A 17,030-nucleotide genomic window follows, 5' to 3' on the forward strand; every position below is an offset into this window, starting at 1 on the left:
CACTCCTACCGCACCCCGGTCGGGTCATGTCTCCACCATGACCCGACCGGGGTTCTGCGTTTCCCCGGCTGTCTCCTCATCGCCCCAGATCAGAGCATGGAGCAGGGCGCGCCGCTCGGGCTTGACCGCGTACCAGGCCCACGTACCGCGCTTCCTGCGGCTCACCAGGCCGGCGTCCACAAGGACCTTCATGTGCTGGCTGACTGTGGACTGGGCCAGTCCCAGGAGCGGCGTCAGATCGCATACGCACGCCTCACCCTCCGGGGCCGCGAGCAAGACGCTGAGGATCTGCAGCCGTGTCGGGTCGGCTATGCCCTTCAGATTCCTCGCGAGCAGCTCCGCCCGTTTCCTGGGCAGTGGATCCACTTCAAGGGGCGGCCCGCAGGACGGATCCTCGTCGATGAAGGGCAGGAGGCCTGAGGAGCGGCCGGTCGCCTGATCTGCGGGCATGCGATTCACCCTACGACCGCGGGTGCGGCGTCCGGCGGCGCAGATGATCCTATTCAGCCATTATTTGCCTGCCGTTCAACTTGGCCGGGCCACGCTCCCGACTCTCCGCCAGGCAGGTGGGTGCCGCACGCGGTTGATGCCACCCGTAACCCCTTCTGCTGCAGCTTCCCGCCGAGCAGACTCTTGATCGTCAGGGTTGTTCACCCGCCCTCAACTCTCAATCAACTCACTGTCCACTAGCAAAGGCACCGCCATGTCTGTCATGACCACTGAAACTCGTCAGACGCCGTCACTCCGCATCGGAAGGCAGAAGCAGCTCGGGTTCGCCGCTTCCGCCGCGCTGCTTCTCGCCACCGCGCTGACGGGCTGCGCGGGTTCCGCCAAGGCCGACTCGGCCGCACTGCAGGCCAGCGGGTCGACCACCGTCGCCCCCGTCGCGGCCGACGCCGCCGAGGCTCTCAAGTCCAAGGGTCTGAACATCACGGTGGCCACCCAGGGCGGTTCGGCCGGCGGCATCTCCCAGCTCGGCTCGAAGCAGATCAATATGGCACTGAGTTCCAAGCCCCTGGCGGACGAGGACCGCAAGGCCTACCCCGACACCGACTTCGTCCCGACGCAGATCGGCGCGGACGCGGTCGGCGTCATCATCAGCAAGAAGGTCGCCGACGCCGGAGTCAAGAGCCTCACCAAGGAGCAGGTCAAGGGCCTGTTCGAAGGGAAGATCACCAACTGGTCGCAGGTGGGCGGCCCGGACCTGAAGGTCTTCGTCTACGACAAGGAGCCCGGTCGCGGCACCCGCGAGGTGCTCGACAAGTTCGTCTACGGCGAGGAGAAGGCCCCGCCGCCCCCGAAGTCCGACAACTACGCCATCGTCGGCGGCAACACGGAGACCCTCAACAAGCTGGAGTCCACCCCGGGTTCCATCGGCCCGCTGTCGACCGGCTTCATCGCGGGCCATGACGACCTGGTGGCCGTGGCCCTGGACGGCATCGCCCCCACCCTCGACAACGTGAAATCCTCCAAGTACCCGATGACCCGACCGCTGTTCATGATCACTGATGGCAAGCCGAAGGGCACCGCCAAGCAGTACATCGACTACGTCCTCTCGCCGGAAGGCCAGAAGCTGCTGCCCAAGCACGGCTACCTGACCCTCAAGCAGATGGGGAAGTGACGGTGAGTCTCACTCTGGAGCGCCCTCCCCAGGCGCCCGGACCTGCCACGCCGCGGCCGCCCGCCCAGGGCGGCCGCCCCGGGCGGGCACGATGGGTCTGGGGATGGATCTACACCGGGATGTTCTCGGTCGCCCTCATCCTGACGGTACTGATCGGATACCTGGCCACCGGCATCGCGAGCGGCGACGTCGACTGGTCCGACCTGGCCACCAACCCGACGTGGGACCCGATGAACGGCACCTTCGGTGCCCTGGCCATGATCTACGGTTCGGCCGTCGTGTGTGCCCTCGCGCTGCTGCTGGCCGTCCCGGTCGGCTGGGCGGCGGCCGTCGCACTGACGGAGTACCTGCCACCCCGCCTCGCCAAGCCCCTGAGGCTGAGCGTCGAACTCCTGGCGGCAGTCCCCTCCATCGTCTACGGCCTCGTCGGCGTCATGGTCGTCCGCCCGTTCGTCGCCGCGCTGGGTGACGTGCCGGGCGGTGACAGTCTGCTCGCCGCGGGCATCGTGCTCGCCGTAATGATCATGCCGACGATCGTGGCCGTGAGCGTGGACGCCCTCGCCGCCGTCCCCGGCCGCTATCGGGAAGCCGCCTACTCCCTCGGACTGACGCGCCGTGAGGTCGTACGGTCGGCCGTGCTGCCCCAGGCACGGTCGGGGATGCGCGCCGGTGTCCTGCTCGGTCTCGCCCGGGCCCTCGGCGAGGCGATCGCGGTCTTCCTGGTCGTGGGACGGGCCGACGGAAGGCTTCCGGAGTCTCTCGGGGGCTTCTTCTCCTCCCTGGTGCACCCCGGCCAGACCCTGACCGCCAAACTCGCGGGCCCCGAGCCGATGCTCGCGGGAACCTCCGGCCCCTACTTCGCGGCGCTGTGCGGTCTGGGCATCATCCTGCTCGCCCTGGTGGCCGCGGCCACGGTGTGGGGCACCCGAGGGACATCGAGCCGTGCCACGAAGCGCGGGCTGCGCCCCCGCCGGGCCTCCGCGTGGCTGCGCATTCCGCGGGACCGGCTCGCCACCCTGCTGCGACTGGGAGCCCTGCTCCTGCCGGGAACACTCCTCGTCGGGATGCTCGCCATCCTCGTGACACGAGGCAGCTCCGCGCTCAACCCGGCCTTCTGGTTCTCCCCTGCCACCGGTGCGGCCAGCGGCGGTGTGAGCGGCCAGATTCTCGGGACACTCCTGCTGATCGCCACCGCGGCCCTGATCGCGCTGCCCCTCGGCTACGGCGCGGGCATTCTGATCGGCGCCCACGCCTCCGCGAGGACGGCGCGTGTGCTGGAGACCGTCACGGTGGCCATCGGCGGAACACCGACCATCCTGCTGGGCCTGGCCGGATACGTCCTCTTCTCCATGACCATGGGATGGGGCCGGTCCTGGCTGGCCGGGGCCATCGTCCTGGTCCCCGTGGTCGTACCGGTCGTCGCGCTGACCACCGCGGGCCGCATCCGGAGCATGCCGAGCGAACTCACCGAGAGCGCCCTGGCACTCGGTCTGACCCGGGCGCAGTACATCCGCTCCGTGGTCATCCCCTACACCTGGCCGGCCACACTCACCGGTCTGCTGCTCGGCCTGGCCCGGGCAGCGGGCGAGACAGCCCCTCTGATCTTCACCGCCACGGTGTTCTTCGGAGCACCCGCCCTGCCGACCGGGATCGTCAACTCCCCGGTGCAAGCGCTGCCGACCCACATCTTCACCCTGTCCCAGGACTCGAACGCCCCCGAGGCGATCAACCAGGCATGGGGCAGCGCGCTGGTCCTGGTCCTGATCACCGCGGTACTTCTCAGCCTGGCGGTGGCACTGCGCAACCGCTTCGAAGGAGCACGATGGACAACGTGATAGCCGTCCGCGACCTGCGGGTTCTCGACGGCAAGAAGACTCTCGTGGGCCCGGTCACCTTCGAGCTGGCAGCCGGATCGACCACCGGCCTGTGCGGCCCCTCCGGTGCCGGCAAGTCCACGGTGCTGCGCGCCCTGGTCGACCTGCTGCCCCACGGCCTCACCCGCGACGGCCATCTGGAGGTTCAGGGGCGAACCATCCGCCGCGGCAACGGGGACGCGGACTTGCGGAGCACGGTCGTCCTGGTGCCGCAGACACCCGTGGTCTTCGGCGGCAGCATCTTGGACAACGCGCTCTTCGGCCTCCGGCACCTGGTGCGTGCTTCCCGAGCGGACATGCGCGACCGTGTGGAGCAGGCGCTGCGAGAGGCGAGTCTGTGGAACGAGGTCCGCGACCGGCTGGACACCCCGGCCCAGACGCTCTCGAACGGCCAGCGCCAGCGGCTGTGCCTGGCCCGTGCCCTGGCCCTGGAACCGGCGGCCCTGCTGCTGGACGAACCCACCAGCGCCCTGGACGAGCGGAGCCGGGACACGGTGGAGGAGTCGGTGGCCGCCCTTCGCGGCAACCGCACCGTCCTCCTCGTCTCGCACGATCCGGCGCAGGTGGAACGGCTCTGTGACCACACGGTACGTCTGGAGCTGCCGGAAACCCTGGCGCTCTCCTCGGCAGCCGTCTGAGCACGGGGCGCAAAGAGCAACAGCAGGTATCGGTAACCGGGCCCGGTCCGTCGTGTCGCAATCACGACGGACCGGGCCCGGCGTCTGTTTCAGCCTGCCGCCACAAGCTCGGGTTCACCGGTCGAGGCAGCGTCGCCGAGGGCCGCGAGGTACCGCTCGGCATCCAGGGCGGCGGCGCAGCCGGAGCCGGCCGCGGTGATGGCCTGGCGGTAGATGTGGTCCACCACGTCCCCGGCGCCGAAGACACCGGGGATGTTGGTGCGGGTGGTGGGCGCCTGGGTCTTGAGGTAGCCCTCGTCGTCCAGTTCGAGCTGGCCGGCGAAGAGTTCCGTACGGGGGTCGTGGCCGATGGCGACAAACAGGCCCGTCGCGTCGAGGTCGCGCGTCTGGCCGGTCAGGACGTCGCGCAGGACCAAACCGGAGAGCATGCCGCCGCTCTCCTTGATCTCGGCGACCTCGCTGTCGAAGGCGAAGGAGATCTTCTCGTCGGCGAAGGCCCGGTCCTGCATGGCCTTGGAAGCGCGCAGGGTGGAGCGGCGGTGGACGATGGTGACCGAGCGGGCGAAGCGGGTGAGGAAGGTGGCCTCTTCCATGGCGGTATCACCGCCGCCGACCACGACGATGTCGCGGTCGCGGAAGAAGAACCCGTCGCAGGTGGCGCACCAGGAGACTCCGCGGCCGGAGAGCGTGTCCTCGTTCGGCAGGCCGAGCTTGCGGTAGCCGGAGCCGGTCGCGATGATCACGGCCTTCGCGCGGTGGACGGTGCCCTCGGAGTCGGTCAGCAGCTTGATGTCGCCGCTGAGGTCGACGGAGACGATGTCGTCATCGATCATCTCGGCGCCGAACTTCTCTGCCTGGGCCCGCATGTTGTCCATCAGGTCCGGGCCGTCGATGCCGCTGGGGAAGCCGGGGAAGTTCTCGACCTCGGTGGTCGTGGTGAGCGAGCCGCCGACGAATATGGAGCTGCCGAACAGCAGCGGCTTCAGCTGTGCGCGGGCGGTGTAGAGAGCCGCGGTGTAGCCGGCCGGGCCGGAGCCGATGATGATGACCTCGCGCACGTCCTGGGCGCCTGTCGGGTTGGTCGTCATGATGCGGTCAGCTCTCCTGCTTCTTCGCGTCGATCTCGGCGATGAGGCCCTCGATCAGGCCCTTGATCTCGTCCCGGATGGGGCGCACGGCCTCCACGCCCTGCCCGGCCGGGTCCTCCAGCTGCCAGTCCAGGTAGGTCTTGCCGGGGAAGTACGGGCAGGCGTCCCCGCAGCCCATGGTGATGATGTAGTCGGAGGCCTGGGCGGCCTCGGTGGTGAGGACCTTCGGCTTCTGGTCGGAGATGTCGATCCCCAGCTCGGCCATCGCGGCGACGGCGGAGGGGTTGATCTGGTCTTCGGGCACGGAGCCGGCGGAGCGGACCTCGACCCGGTCGCCCGCGAGGTGGCGCAGGAATCCGGCGGCCATCTGCGATCGGCCTGCGTTGTGGATGCAGACGAACAGCACGGATGCGAGCGGGGTGGAGGACATCGTCTCTTCCTTCAATCCAATGACTCAGCCCGGACTGGTATCAGCCCCGAGTGATGTGAGAGTATCAGCACATGATGATGTCAGTCGACACTGATCTGTTCCGGGTTCTGGCCGACCCGCTCAGGCTCCAGATCGTGACCCTCCTGGCCAAGGAGACGCTCTGCGCCACCCACCTCGTGGAGGAGACGGGTGCCAAGCAGACGAACATCTCGAACCACCTGAAGGTGCTGCGCGAGGCGGGGGTCGTGGAGACGGAACCGTGCGGAAGGTTCATGTACTACCGCGTGCGCCCTGAGGTCATCGAAGCCATCGCCGGTCAATTCGCCGACCTCGCCCGGACCGCGCGTGCCACCGCCGAAGCGAACCTCAAGCGGGCCTGCCCGTAGCCCGGAGTCGCTCTTTTGCCTCATCTGCCCAAGGAGAACCTGCCTTGACCGCCACCGAGCCCGTCGGCACCGCCCCCGCAGCGGAGACCGTCATAGCCGCCGACGCGCCCCAGCCTGTACCCGGCGCGACCCCGCCCCGCACCCCGCTCATCGCCCGGGCCGCCGCCGAGCTGGTCGGCACCGCCGCGCTCGTGGCGGTCGTGGTCGGCTCCGGCATCCAGGCCACCGAGCTCACCCAGGATGTAGCCCTCCAGCTCCTGGCCAACTCCACCGCCACGGTCTTCGGCCTCGGCGTACTGATCGCCCTCCTCGGCCCGGTCTCCGGCGCCCACTTCAACCCGGCCGTGTCCCTGGCCGAGTGGTGGACCGTCCGCCGCGGCGGCGCAGGCGTCACCGCCCGCGAACTCGCCGTGTACGTGCCCTCCCAGATCGTCGGCGCCATCGCGGGCGCCATCCTGGCGGACGCGATGTTCGGCGAGCCGCTCGTGAAGTGGTCCACCCACGACCGCTCCGCCGGCCACCTCCTCCTCGGTGAGGTCGTCGCCACCGCCGGCCTGATCCTGCTGATCTTCGGCCTGGCCCGTACCGACCGCCTCCGTTTCGCCCCCGTAGCCGTCGCCTCGTACATCGGCGCCGCCTACTGGTTCACCTCGTCCACCTCCTTCGCCAACCCGGCCGTCACCATCGGCCGCGCCTTCACCGACACCTTCGCCGGCATCGCACCGGCTTCGGTCCCGGCCTTCATCGGCGCGCAGCTGGCGGGCGCGGTCGTGGGCCTGGCTCTGGTGACGGTCATCTTCATGCGCGGCGAGACCGACAGCGGGCAGTCCGCCGCATGACGCGGCACGCGGATGTGGTGGTGGTCGGCGGCGGCCAGGCCGGACTCGCCGCCGGCTACTACCTGCGCCGGGCGGGCATCGACTTCACCATCCTCGACGCTCAGGCCACCCCAGGCGGAGCCTGGCAGCACGCCTGGGACTCGCTGCACCTGTTCTCCCCGGCTGCCTACTCCTCGCTGCCCGGCCGGCTCATGCCCGTGCAGGCAGGCAAGACGTTCCCGGACGTGTCCCACGTACTGGATTACCTCGCCGACTACGAGAAGCGGTACGAACTCCCGATCCAGCGGGGCGTCCACGTCGAGGCCGTCCACGACCAGGCACCTCTCCTGCGCGTCCAGACAGACTCCGGCGCTTTCACGGCCCGCGCCGTGATCAGCGCGACCGGCACCTGGTGGCGTCCCTTCCTCCCGGCCGTTCCCGGCCGCGAGCACTTCCAGGGCCGCCAGCACCACACGGTGGACTACCGCAGCCCGCGGGACTACGCGGGACAGCGCGTCATCGTGGTGGGAGGCGGCAACTCCGGTGCTCAGATCGCCGCCGACCTCGCCCCGCACGCCACCGTCCGCTGGGTCACCCAGCGCCCGGCCCGCTATCTCCCGGACGAGATCGATGGCAGCGCCCTCTTCGAACTCGCCACCCGGCGTGTCCAGTCCGGCGGACCCCGCATCTCAGACCTCGGCGACATCGTCGCGGTCCCGCCCGTACGCGCCGCCCGCGACGCCGGACTCATCCCGGACCACCGGATGTTCCACAGCCTGACGGCCGACGGAGCCCACTGGGCCGACGGCGGTAGCTGGCCCTGCGACGCGATCATCTGGTGCACCGGGTTCCGCCCCACCCTCTTGCACCTGTCGCCCCTGGGCCTGCGCACCGAGGGCGGCCGCATCCCCACCGAGGGCACCCGCGCCGTAGCCGACCCCCGGATCCATCTCCTCAGCTACGGCGACTGGACCGGCCCCGCCTCCGCCACCCTCATCGGCGTCGGCCACACAGCCCGCGGAGCCGTCCGCGAGATCGCCGAACTCCTCGACGCCTGAACCCGCCTGGGGGCGGGAATCATCGCAGTGGACAGGAGCGAATGATGAACGAGACGGCGATGGACCGACAGGCCGTGTCCGCGGAGTACGAACACGCCCGGCATACCTTCCACGACCTGCTCGACGCCGCCACGAAAACCGACCTCGCCCGCCCCACCCGCGGTACCCGATGGACCAACGAGCAGCTGCTGTGGCACATGCTCTTCGGCTACATGGTCGTTCGGGTGCTGCTGGTCCTCGCCCGAGTCTTCGGGCGGCTGCCCCGCAGCACCAGCAGGGTCTTCGCCCGCGCGCTGAATGCTGCGACGGTCCCGTTCCACTGGGTCAACTACGTCGGCCCGTGCGGGGCAGTGAAGGTCTTCGGGCCACGCCGCACGGGCGCCGCGTTCGACCGGGTCATCGACTCCCTGCACCGCCGACTCGCGGTGGAATCCGATGCCGACCTGGCCCGCGGCATGCACTACCCCGTCCGCTGGGACCCGTTCTTCCAGGACTTCATGACGCTCGCCGACATCTACCGCTACCCGACCCAGCACTTCGACTTCCACCGTCGCCAGCTCACCCTGAACGGCGAGCTCAGCTGATCCACGGGCTCCGACGCTCGAGCAGGACCACGTCGCGCCACACGCCGTGGTGGCGACCGATGCGCTCACGGGTACCGATGACACGGAAGCCGGCCCGCTCGTGGACGGCGAGGCTGGCGACGTTCTCGGGGAAGATCCCGGACTGGATCGTCCAGATCCCCGCTGCTTCGGTGGAGGCGATCAGCGCGTGCAGAAGCGCCTTGGCGACGCCTTGTCCGCGAGCGCCGGGGTGTACGTAGACGGAGTGTTCGACCACGCCTGCGTACGCGCAGCGGTCTGAGACCTTGGTGGCCGCCACCCAGCCGAGGACCTTGCCCGACTCGTCAAGTGCGACGAAGCGGTGATCCGAGAGTTTGGCCGCATCGAAGCCCGCCCAGGTGGGGGCCATGGGCTCGAAGGTGGCGTTTCCCTCGTCGATGCCCGCCTGATAGATCGCAAGGACCTCTTCGGCATGCACCTCGCTAAGAGGCGTGATCGCCGCGCTCACGCGGCACCCGCGCGGGTCAGGAGCTGACCCATGGCGGCGAGGACCGCGGGCTCCACCCGGTAGAAGACCCAGGTGCCTCGGCGCTCGGAGGAGAGCAGCCCGGCCTCCTTGAGCTTCTTCAGGTGGTGGGAGACGGTCGGCTGGGACACGCCGACGTCGGAGATGTCGCACACACAAGCCTCGCCGCCTTCATACGAGGCGACAAGCGAGAACAGCCGCAGCCGTACGGGATCGCCGAGCGCCTTGAACATCACGGCACTCCGCTCGGCCTCCTCGGCCGTCAGCGGGCGTTCCGTAAGTGGCGGGCAGCAGGGGGCCACGCCCCCCGGCTCCAGCAGGGGCAGCACCTTCGCAGTGGACATGTATCCATCATGCGGCGAGATTCGACAGAAGTCTATATTGACGAACGTCGATTCATCGTCCACTCTGGTGGCCTAGAGACATCGACGTCCATCAAATCAATGGGAGTCTGCCGTGACCACACACACCGAAGCTCTGCCTGTCGTCGTGATCGGCGCCGGTCCTGCCGGCCTCGCTGCGGCTTCACACCTGGTCGAGCGCGACATCGCACCCCTGGTCCTGGAGGCCGGGCCAGCCGCCGGCAGCGCGGTGCGCGAGTGGGGTCACGTACGACTCTTCTCCACTTGGTCCGAGCTCGTCGACCCGGCCGCCGAGAAACTCCTCGCACCCACCGGCTGGACCGCCCCCGACGGCTCGACCTACCCCTCCGGGGCGGACTGGGCCGAGAAGTACCTCCAGCCGCTCGCCGACGTCCTGGGCGACAAAGTCCGCTACGGCGCCCAGGTCACCGGCGTATCCCGCCTCGGCCGCGACCGCATCGTCGACGCCGACCGTGAGCAGCAGCCCTTCACCATCAGCATCCTGAACGCCGACGGCACCGAGCAGCGGATCACCGCCCGCGCCGTCATCGACGCCTCCGGCACCTGGTCCACCCCCAGCCCCATCGGCGGCGACGGCCTGCCCGCGCTCGGCGAGAAGGCGGCGGCCGCCCGGATCTCCTACCGGATCCCCGACCTCAAGGACCCGGCGGTCCGAGCCCGGTATGCGGGCAAGCGCACCGCCGTCATCGGCTCCGGCGCCTCCGCATTCACCGCCCTCGCCTACCTGGCCAGCCTCGCCGAGGAGACCCCCGGCACTCACGCCGTATGGATCCTGCGGCGCGGTATCAGCGGCTCCACCTTCGGCGGCGGCACAGCCGACCAGCTGCCCGCCCGAGGCGCCCTCGGCCTCGCCGCCAAGGCAGCCGTCGACAACGGCCGCGCCGACGCAGTCACCGGCTTCCGCACCACCGCCGTAGAACGCGACGGCGACCGACTGGTCCTGGTCGCCGAGGACGGACGCCGCCTCGACCCGGTCGACGAGGTCATCGTCCTCACCGGCCTGCGCCCCGACCTGTCCTTCCTGTCCGAGCTGCGCCTCGGCCTCGACGAACGCCTCCAGGCCCCGACGGAACTCGCCCCGCTGATCGACCCCAACCAGCACTCCTGCGGCACCGTCTACCCGCACGGCGTCAACGAGCTGTCCCACCCGGAGAAGGGCGTCTACCTCGTCGGCATGAAGTCCTACGGCCGCGCCCCCACGTTCCTGGCGATGACCGGTTACGAGCAGGTCCGCTCGATCGCCGCCGCCCTCGCAGGCGACCAGGAAGCCGCCGAGCGGGTCGAACTGACCCTGCCGGAAACCGGAGTCTGCGGCGGCGCCGGCCTCTTCGACGACCCCACCGCCGCCCAGGACAACGCCGGCGGAGGCTGCTGCGCGGCCCCGACCACCCTCCAGATCGGCGTCGGCGCCCCGGCCCAGTCAGGCGGCTGCTGACCCACAGCTCCAGACCTGCAACCCCATCCATCACCCAGCAGGAGGCTCGCCATGTCCCGCGTACAGCTCGCCCTCCGCGTCCCCGACCTCGCCGCGTCCATCGCCTTCTACACCAAGCTGTTCGGCACCGAGCCCGCCAAACTCCGCGACGGCTACGCCAACTTCGCCATCGCCGAGCCCCCGCTCAAGCTCGTCCTGATCGAAGGCGCCACAGGTGAGGCAACGCGCATGGACCACCTCGGCGTCGAGGTCGAAACGACCGAAGCGGTGCATGGCGCCACCGCTCGCCTGGCCGACGCAGGCCTGGCCACCGACGTGGAGAACGACACCACCTGCTGCTACGCCCTCCAGGACAAGGTCTGGGTCCACGGCCCCGGACAGGAACCCTGGGAGGTCTACGTCGTGAAGGCCGACGCCGACGCCCTCGCCAAGCAGCAGGGCAGCACCTGCTGCACGGTCCCGAGCGAGGACACGCGGGACGAGCCGACGGCCTCGTCGGCGAGCTGCTGCTGACCGTTGACGACCAACCTTCAGACCAGTGGGGCCGCGACCGGAACCGGGGACCGGTCGCGGCCTCGCGCAGCCCTGCCCGCCCTGTGCCTCACCCAGATCACGAGCTGGGGCGTCGTCTACTACGCCTTCCCTGTGCTGCTTCCGCGTATGACAGCGGACACCGGTTGGTCGAGGGGTGCCACGACCGCTGCATTCTCAGCAGCCCTGCTCACGTCGGCCCTTGCGGGGATACCGGTCGGCCGCATACTCGACCGGCGAGGGCCTCGTGCCGTCATGACCGCCGGCTCGCTGCTGGCTGTCGCGTCGGTCCTGAGCATCGCCGTGGCCCCCAACTTCTATGTCTTCGCGGCTGCCTGGCTCATGGCTGGTACAGCCATGGCAGCGACGTTCTACCAGCCCGCCTTCGCCGCACTCACGCGCTGGTGGGGCCCCGACCGCATCCGAGCCCTGACCACCGTCACCCTCGCCGGCGGCCTCGCCAGCACCGTGTTCGCGCCGATCACCGCAGTACTTGACGACCACCTCGGGTGGCGTGCCACCTACGGCGTGCTCGCGATCGTCCTCGCAGCAGTCACCGTTCCGGCCCACGCCCTGGCTCTGAGAGCCCCATGGCCGCCCGCACCGGAAACCGCGGCGGACCACGACCGCACGCCGATCACCCGCAGCCGCCCGTTCATGCTGCTCGCCACGGCCTTCACCTGCTCCGGATTCGCCATGTACGCGGTCGTCTTCGGGATGGTCCCGCTGATGATCGAGCGCGGCGCCTCTTCCTCAACGGCCGCCTGGGCACTGGGACTCGGCGGAGCCGGACAGACCCTCGGGCGCACCCTGTACGCAGCGCTCGCCCGTACGACCAGTGCTACAACCCGCACAGCCGTCCTGATCGCAGCGGGCGGAGCCACCACCACGGCCCTGGCACTCGTGCACGGCCCCATCCCGCTGCTGATCCTGCTGGCCGTTCTCGCCGGAGTCGTACGCGGCAATCTCACCCTGCTCCAGGCCACGGCCGTCAGCGACCGCTGGGGAACATGGCACTATGGGCGGCTGTCCGGGCTTCTGAGTGCCCCGGCCACCGTAGCGGCGGCCCTTGCCCCTTGGGCCGGTGCAGCCCTGTCCGATCGGCTGGGCGGCTACGCCGGACTGTTCCTCGCTCTTTCCGTGCTTTCCGGGGGAGCAGCTGTACTGGCCCTTGCCTCGGGTCAGGCGGTGTCACCCCGGCGTGAAGTCAGTCCTCCGGGCTCTCGCCGGCACACGTGAGCCCCTTGAATTTCCGCTGCCACTTCCTCGGCCACGTGTCCTCACGGCCCTGCTACAGCGCGCACAGGCCTGTGCGCGATGGCCTGGCGGCGCTCCCTGTCCTGTCATAGCGCTGGCCTAGAAGCACGGAAGCCACTCGGCGCCCGCAGGATCTGGCGTGCAGTCGAGACAGTGGCAGCGGCAGGAACGAGGCGACAGGGGCAGCACGGATGTCCCCTCCCGCAAGCCCTCGCGGGGCGGACAGGCCTTCCCGGACAACCATGCAGTCCGGCATCTACCCACAGTGTTCCGGGGGCGACACCTGCCGCTTCCTCAGACAGGGCTGCCTATTCCCGATCGCTGCAATTGCCAATGACAAGGGGCTGCAATCGCAGGCCATTGCCCGACGACAGACATACCCGGCGGAAGCGGAGAATCCACATCCGGGTAATGGGCAGGGTCCTACATTCCTGTCAGGCCTGTGTCACAGCAAACAGGCCGACTTCCCTTTCCTCGGACATGCAGCGGTCAGGGTAACTGATCAGGTCGCCACATCGAGTGAACAGGCCCTTGCGGATTGGGTATGTTGTGCCCTCTCATAGATAGGGTCCTGGAATGATCGAAAGCCTTCCATGGGAAGACGTCGCCGGTAATCCGGAGAAGTTCATCGAGCTCCTGGAGGAGAAGGAGGCGGAGCTGCAACGGGAGACGCACAAGGTGCGCATGGAGTTGCGTCTCGTACGTCAGATCAAGAAGCAGATGGATATCGCGGCCGAGTGGCGTGAGTGCGGTATCCCCGAGCAGCGCCAGCCCGAGCCTGGTCACGACAGCCCCGCACCGATCGCCTCCATGGAGGGGAGAGCGCCCAGCCGCAAGGAGCGGATCCTCCACCTCATGAGCCAAGAACCAACACGGAGCTGGAAGGCGTTGGAAATGGCGGTCGCCCTGAACGAAACCGACAAAGGAAAAAGCGTTCGGGTCGCGCTGGACGAGCTGTCCCGAAGCGGAAGAATCGCGAAACTTCCGAACGCTTTCTATCAGCACGCTTAACGGAATCAGGCCTTCCGGAATCAATGAAAGAGGCCGCCACCGAGGAGTAGAGGCCAAGGTGGCGGCCAGTGTCGACGAACCCCACCGAAAACCTTCCAAAGCGCCGGATCAGTTCGTCACGTTGCATTTTACGAGCGGCAGCCCGCCGCCGGTAGCACTGCGCGAAAACTGGTCCTGCCCTTCGCCCGAAGGGATGACTGCCTCGTGTTCAGCCTCGAACAGCCCTTCCGCGCCAGATTGGCGCGAACCGGCACGGTGCCTTATCCGCTTCCGTCACACCTGTCGACCCGGCCACAGATCCGTCTCCAGCGCCTTCTCCAGGTTGGCGATGGTCAGCAGATCGGGCCACGCCTCCCCGTTGAGCGCCTTGCTGATGGTGAACCGGGCGACGCCGCTGTTGCGGGACAGCTCCGCAACGGTCCAGCCCTTGCGCTCGATGGCCGCCCGCAGCCCGAGGGCCAGCGCCTGGGCGACCCGCGCCCCATGGTGCTCTTCCATGACCGCCTCAGGCCACACGCCGCCGGCGCAGTAAGCACGCGGCGGCAGGTGACGGGCATTCCCTTGAGGCATGAGGTGAATTCTGACCCATCCGGTCCTTCCCGGTCGCGCGAGGCCGCTGCCAGAGGTACATGTTATTCGAATAACACCCCACCTGCCGGGGTGTTGGTGTGGCGACATGTGATGAGTCAGCGGATTGATTCCTACGGCCCGTCCGGCTCCCCCGCGGGGTGGAGCCGCGTCGGCGACGAGGTGCGCCGCGTCGTCCGTCTCGCCGACCCACTGCTGCCCTATCAAGCGCGTGAACTTCTCTCCGCTCTGGCTCAGTTGGCGCTCTTCTGCAATGGCGAGGGCCTTCCCGGAAAGGCCGAGGTGTGGCTGTCCCGGGAGGTGATCGAGCGGTTCATCGCGGTCGGCTGCCCCAACGTGAGGCCGAGCACGCGCGGCAACTACCGGACCAGGCTGCTGCGGCTCAGCGAGGTCGTTCTGGGCGGTGCATGCCGGACGGGGAAGCCCGCGAAACTGTCGGCATCGGTGCCCAACAGCCCCTACAGCCCTACTGAACTCGCGGATCTGTGGGGCTGGGTCAGCGGGCAGCCCACCGAGGAGCTTCGGTGGGGCTGCAAGACGCTCATGGCGCTCGGACTCGGCGCCGGCCTCGACTCACCCGAGGTCATCCCGCTCCGTGTCCACGACATCCGCAGAGCCTCAGGCGGTGGCGGTCCGGTGGTCGTGGCCACACGCGGCCCCCGCACGAGGGGATCCTCTGCCGCCGGCCCTGGGAAGGAGTCCTGGCCTCCGCCGCCGAACGACTCGACACTGCAGGCACAACCCACTATCTGTTCCGCCCCAACTGCTACAGCCGTGGCACCAACACCGTCACGAACTTCCTCGCCCGCACGCAGCCCGGACCGAACGTCCCTCGTCTGGTCATGGGCCGTCTCCGGTCCACGTGGCTGGTCGAACTCTTCGAAGAGCGGCTTCCCATCACGGTCATCGTGGCCGCGGCCGGAGTCGACACCCTCCACGGCCTCTCCCGCATCCTGCCGTTTCTGCGTGCTGTCCCCGCCGAAGAAGCCGCCCGCCTACTGCGAGGCAGCCGATGACGGGGCCGAACAGCCTGCCCAGCGATCGCCACGAGCGTCTCCTGTCGATGCGCGCCGAGCGCAGATTCATCGCCGACGCCGACGTCGAGGCTGCGATCGGGGAAGTCGACCACAGCCAACTCATCCCCCTGCTGGAGGAGTTCGTTCACCTTCCGCGCGGCCGACACCGCACCCTGCACCTCAGAAGCCTCCTGGTAGGCCTCCACCTCTGCACCCAGGACACCGTCGGCAAGATCGTCCTGGAACGGGTCACCGACATCCTGTACTTCCGTATCAGCCCGCACCTGCGCGCCCGGCTCGACATACCCGAGTACGAGGACCACGACCGTGGCTTCGAAGCGGCCTACGCGGTCGTCCGGCGTCTCTTCCACGCGATGAAGGACGCGATGAACCCCTCACCCCTGCCGCCCAACGGGCACCTCGCACGTGGGAAGGCGAACTCGCTGACAGCGGCGGCCGACGTCGACGACCTGGCAGAGCGGGAGCAACGGCTCGCTCTGTTCACCGAGTTCGTGCTGGATGCCTCCGTACGCCCTCTCCACAGCCTGTTGACCGAGCTGGCAGAGGTCTCCCTGGGCGTGGACGCCACGCCCGTGCGCACGTTCTCCCGCGGCCGTCGTACGAACGGGCCCGAACTCGCCACCGACCCTGACGCCGGCTGGTACGTGCGCGAAGGCGACCACAGTGACCCGGACGCACTGGTATCCGACTCGATGCGCCCTCCTCCGCCGCCAGCCGCCCCGAAGGGCAGGGTCAAGACTGCCTTGGGCAGGAAGAGGACCTCGCTCAAGAAGAAGTACCTCTTCGGCTACGACGCCCATCTCATCGTGACCCGTGACGCCGAGCACGACGCCGTACTCCTCGACGACGGCACCCCGAACCCAGAGGTCCTCCCGGTCGTCGTCCTGGGCATGGCCCTCGACAAGCCCGGCCAACGCCCCGCGTACAACGGCCTGAAGATCCTCGGCCGGCTCCGCGAGCGGGGGTACCGACCCGGCTACCTGGCCGGAGACCGTGCCTACAACAACTCCGAGCCCGACGAATGGCAGCTCCCCGTCCGGGCCATGGGCCACAAGCCCGTCTACGACTACCGGGCGGACCAGCTCGGCAAGCAGGCCTCGTCGGACGGCGCGATCCTCGTCGAGGGCCGCTGGTACTGCCCGTCCATGCCCGAGCCCCTCATCACCGCCACCATCGACCTGCACGCCGAACGCATCGACCAGGAGACCTGGATCAGGTTGATCTCAGCCCGCCGCGGCTACCGCGTCATGCCCAAGGAGAACGCGGACGCCGACGGCCACCAGCGGATGATGTGCCCTGCCGAAGCGGGCAAAGCCCAGTGTCCGATCAAGCCGCACACCCTCGGACGTGGGATCCACCTGCCGCTCGTCGACCCGGAGCCCAGCCCAGCGGGCCCGCTCAAAGTCTGCCGCCAGCGCACGATCACCGTCAGCCCGGAAGCTGGCGCCAAGCACTGGCAGTCCCTGGACTACGGCAGCCTGGAGTGGCAGAAGATCTACTTCCGGCTCCGCAACAGCGTCGAGAGCTACAACGGATACGCAAAGAATCCACTGGCCGAGAGCGTCGAAGCGGCAGGCTCACGCCGTATCCGCGGCATCGCCGCTCAGACGATCCTCCTGGCCTTCCAGCTCGCCCATGCCAACCGTCGCAAGATCCAGAAGTGGCTGGAGACGCTGGCGCTCGGCGGTGATCGTCCTCGCCGTCGAACCCACCACAGGCAGAAGCGCAAAGCCACCGGAACCTGGACACCCACAGGCCATCTGTTGAGAGCCGGCTGACTCGGCCG

General features: G+C 68.8%; 19 protein-coding genes. 13 read left to right on the forward strand and 6 right to left on the reverse strand.

The genetic code is table 11. The features are described from left to right. Window positions 1-24: 24 nt before the first annotated feature. Entirely contained in the window at window positions 25-450 is a 426-nt protein-coding gene (locus IO36_RS01085) for an ArsR/SmtB family transcription factor (protein ID WP_063764809.1), read from the reverse strand. A 262-nt stretch (window positions 451-712) separates the two neighbouring features. Here IO36_RS01085 and IO36_RS01090 point away from each other — a divergent pair, with 262 nt between their 5' ends. The 3 genes from IO36_RS01090 to IO36_RS01100 are packed head-to-tail and all read left to right on the forward strand — an operon-like array spanning window position 713 to window position 4,133. Beyond that, complete coding sequence (locus IO36_RS01090) at window positions 713-1,621, forward strand: phosphate ABC transporter substrate-binding protein (RefSeq protein ID WP_051899882.1); 909 nt, start codon at window positions 713-715, stop codon at window positions 1,619-1,621. Window positions 1,622-1,623: 2 nt separating this feature from the next. Beyond that, window positions 1,624-3,456, forward strand: coding sequence for a phosphate ABC transporter permease subunit PstC (pstC, locus tag IO36_RS01095; protein WP_245173079.1), 1,833 nt, complete (start codon window positions 1,624-1,626; stop codon window positions 3,454-3,456). Beyond that, entirely contained in the window at window positions 3,444-4,133 is a 690-nt protein-coding gene (locus IO36_RS01100) for an ATP-binding cassette domain-containing protein (RefSeq protein WP_037614879.1), read from the forward strand. Before pstC ends, IO36_RS01100 begins: the two co-directional genes overlap by 13 nt. Before the next feature lie 89 nt (window positions 4,134-4,222). Here IO36_RS01100 and trxB read toward each other — a convergent pair whose 3' ends face one another. Both trxB and IO36_RS01110 read right to left on the reverse strand, forming a co-directional pair. After that, on the reverse strand, window positions 4,223-5,221 hold the full coding sequence (gene trxB, locus IO36_RS01105; RefSeq protein ID WP_037614881.1) for a thioredoxin-disulfide reductase: 999 nt from the start codon (window positions 5,219-5,221) through the stop codon (window positions 4,223-4,225). 7 nt (window positions 5,222-5,228) lie between these two features. Next, window positions 5,229-5,651: an arsenate reductase ArsC gene (locus IO36_RS01110; RefSeq protein ID WP_037614883.1), complete on the reverse strand. Its 423-nt coding sequence runs from the start codon at window positions 5,649-5,651 to the stop codon at window positions 5,229-5,231. Window positions 5,652-5,722: 71 nt separating this feature from the next. Here IO36_RS01110 and IO36_RS01115 point away from each other — a divergent pair, with 71 nt between their 5' ends. From IO36_RS01115 to IO36_RS01130, 4 genes are read left to right on the forward strand one after another with little or no spacing between them, the layout of a single operon-like run. After that, window positions 5,723-6,037 carry an ArsR/SmtB family transcription factor gene (locus IO36_RS01115; RefSeq protein WP_037614885.1) on the forward strand — a complete coding sequence of 105 codons (315 nt, stop codon included), beginning with the start codon at window positions 5,723-5,725 and terminating at the stop codon, window positions 6,035-6,037. A 44-nt stretch (window positions 6,038-6,081) separates the two neighbouring features. Continuing rightward, the gene (locus tag IO36_RS01120; RefSeq protein WP_037614887.1) at window positions 6,082-6,876 is read left to right on the forward strand and encodes an aquaporin; all 795 of its coding nucleotides are present in this window, start codon (window positions 6,082-6,084) and stop codon (window positions 6,874-6,876) included. Then, a complete protein-coding gene (locus IO36_RS01125) occupies window positions 6,873-7,913 on the forward strand; it encodes an ArsO family NAD(P)H-dependent flavin-containing monooxygenase (protein ID WP_037614889.1) in 1,041 nt (346 codons plus the stop codon). The genes IO36_RS01120 and IO36_RS01125 overlap by 4 nt, the downstream gene beginning before the upstream one ends. Window positions 7,914-7,954: 41 nt before the next feature. Continuing rightward, the gene (locus IO36_RS01130; RefSeq protein ID WP_209441130.1) at window positions 7,955-8,497 is read left to right on the forward strand and encodes a DinB family protein; all 543 of its coding nucleotides are present in this window, start codon (window positions 7,955-7,957) and stop codon (window positions 8,495-8,497) included. Here IO36_RS01130 and IO36_RS01135 read toward each other — a convergent pair. Continuing rightward, a complete protein-coding gene (locus IO36_RS01135) occupies window positions 8,490-8,984 on the reverse strand; it encodes a GNAT family N-acetyltransferase (RefSeq protein WP_037614892.1) in 495 nt (164 codons plus the stop codon). The genes IO36_RS01130 and IO36_RS01135 overlap by 8 nt on opposite strands. Then, window positions 8,981-9,346 (reverse strand): ArsR/SmtB family transcription factor, encoded by a 366-nt coding sequence (locus IO36_RS01140; RefSeq protein ID WP_037614894.1) that lies wholly within the window; start codon window positions 9,344-9,346, stop codon window positions 8,981-8,983. Before IO36_RS01140 ends, IO36_RS01135 begins: the two co-directional genes overlap by 4 nt. A 112-nt stretch (window positions 9,347-9,458) precedes the next feature. Between IO36_RS01140 and IO36_RS01145 the strand changes: the two genes are divergently transcribed. The 4 genes from IO36_RS01145 to IO36_RS01160 all read left to right on the forward strand — a co-directional run bounded on the left by IO36_RS01145 (window position 9,459) and on the right by IO36_RS01160 (window position 13,619). Beyond that, window positions 9,459-10,820 carry an NAD(P)-binding domain-containing protein gene (locus IO36_RS01145; protein WP_037614896.1) on the forward strand — a complete coding sequence of 454 codons (1,362 nt, stop codon included), beginning with the start codon at window positions 9,459-9,461 and terminating at the stop codon, window positions 10,818-10,820. A gap of 51 nt (window positions 10,821-10,871) precedes the next feature. Continuing rightward, window positions 10,872-11,333 (forward strand): ArsI/CadI family heavy metal resistance metalloenzyme, encoded by a 462-nt coding sequence (locus IO36_RS01150; protein ID WP_037614899.1) that lies wholly within the window; start codon window positions 10,872-10,874, stop codon window positions 11,331-11,333. A gap of 3 nt (window positions 11,334-11,336) precedes the next feature. After that, window positions 11,337-12,590: an MFS transporter gene (locus IO36_RS01155; RefSeq protein WP_051899883.1), complete on the forward strand. Its 1,254-nt coding sequence runs from the start codon at window positions 11,337-11,339 to the stop codon at window positions 12,588-12,590. Window positions 12,591-13,184: 594 nt separating this feature from the next. Next, window positions 13,185-13,619: a hypothetical protein gene (locus IO36_RS01160; RefSeq protein ID WP_037614901.1), complete on the forward strand. Its 435-nt coding sequence runs from the start codon at window positions 13,185-13,187 to the stop codon at window positions 13,617-13,619. A gap of 273 nt (window positions 13,620-13,892) precedes the next feature. Here IO36_RS01160 and IO36_RS01165 read toward each other — a convergent pair whose 3' ends face one another. Further along, window positions 13,893-14,117 carry a helix-turn-helix domain-containing protein gene (locus IO36_RS01165; RefSeq protein ID WP_037614904.1) on the reverse strand — a complete coding sequence of 75 codons (225 nt, stop codon included), beginning with the start codon at window positions 14,115-14,117 and terminating at the stop codon, window positions 13,893-13,895. A 932-nt stretch (window positions 14,118-15,049) separates the two neighbouring features. On the opposite strand from IO36_RS01165, the gene IO36_RS47875 reads away from it, so the two are divergent. Then, window positions 15,050-15,223, forward strand: a complete 174-nt coding sequence (locus IO36_RS47875) for a hypothetical protein (protein WP_245173080.1) — start codon at window positions 15,050-15,052, stop codon at window positions 15,221-15,223. Next, window positions 15,220-17,022, forward strand: a complete 1,803-nt coding sequence (locus IO36_RS01175; RefSeq protein ID WP_051899884.1) for a hypothetical protein — start codon at window positions 15,220-15,222, stop codon at window positions 17,020-17,022. Before IO36_RS47875 ends, IO36_RS01175 begins: the two co-directional genes overlap by 4 nt. The last annotated feature ends 8 nt before the right edge of the window (window positions 17,023-17,030 follow it).

It is taken from the genome of Streptomyces aureus, from assembly GCF_000725495.1.
Lineage (GTDB): Bacteria > Actinomycetota > Actinomycetes > Streptomycetales > Streptomycetaceae > Streptomyces > Streptomyces aureus_B.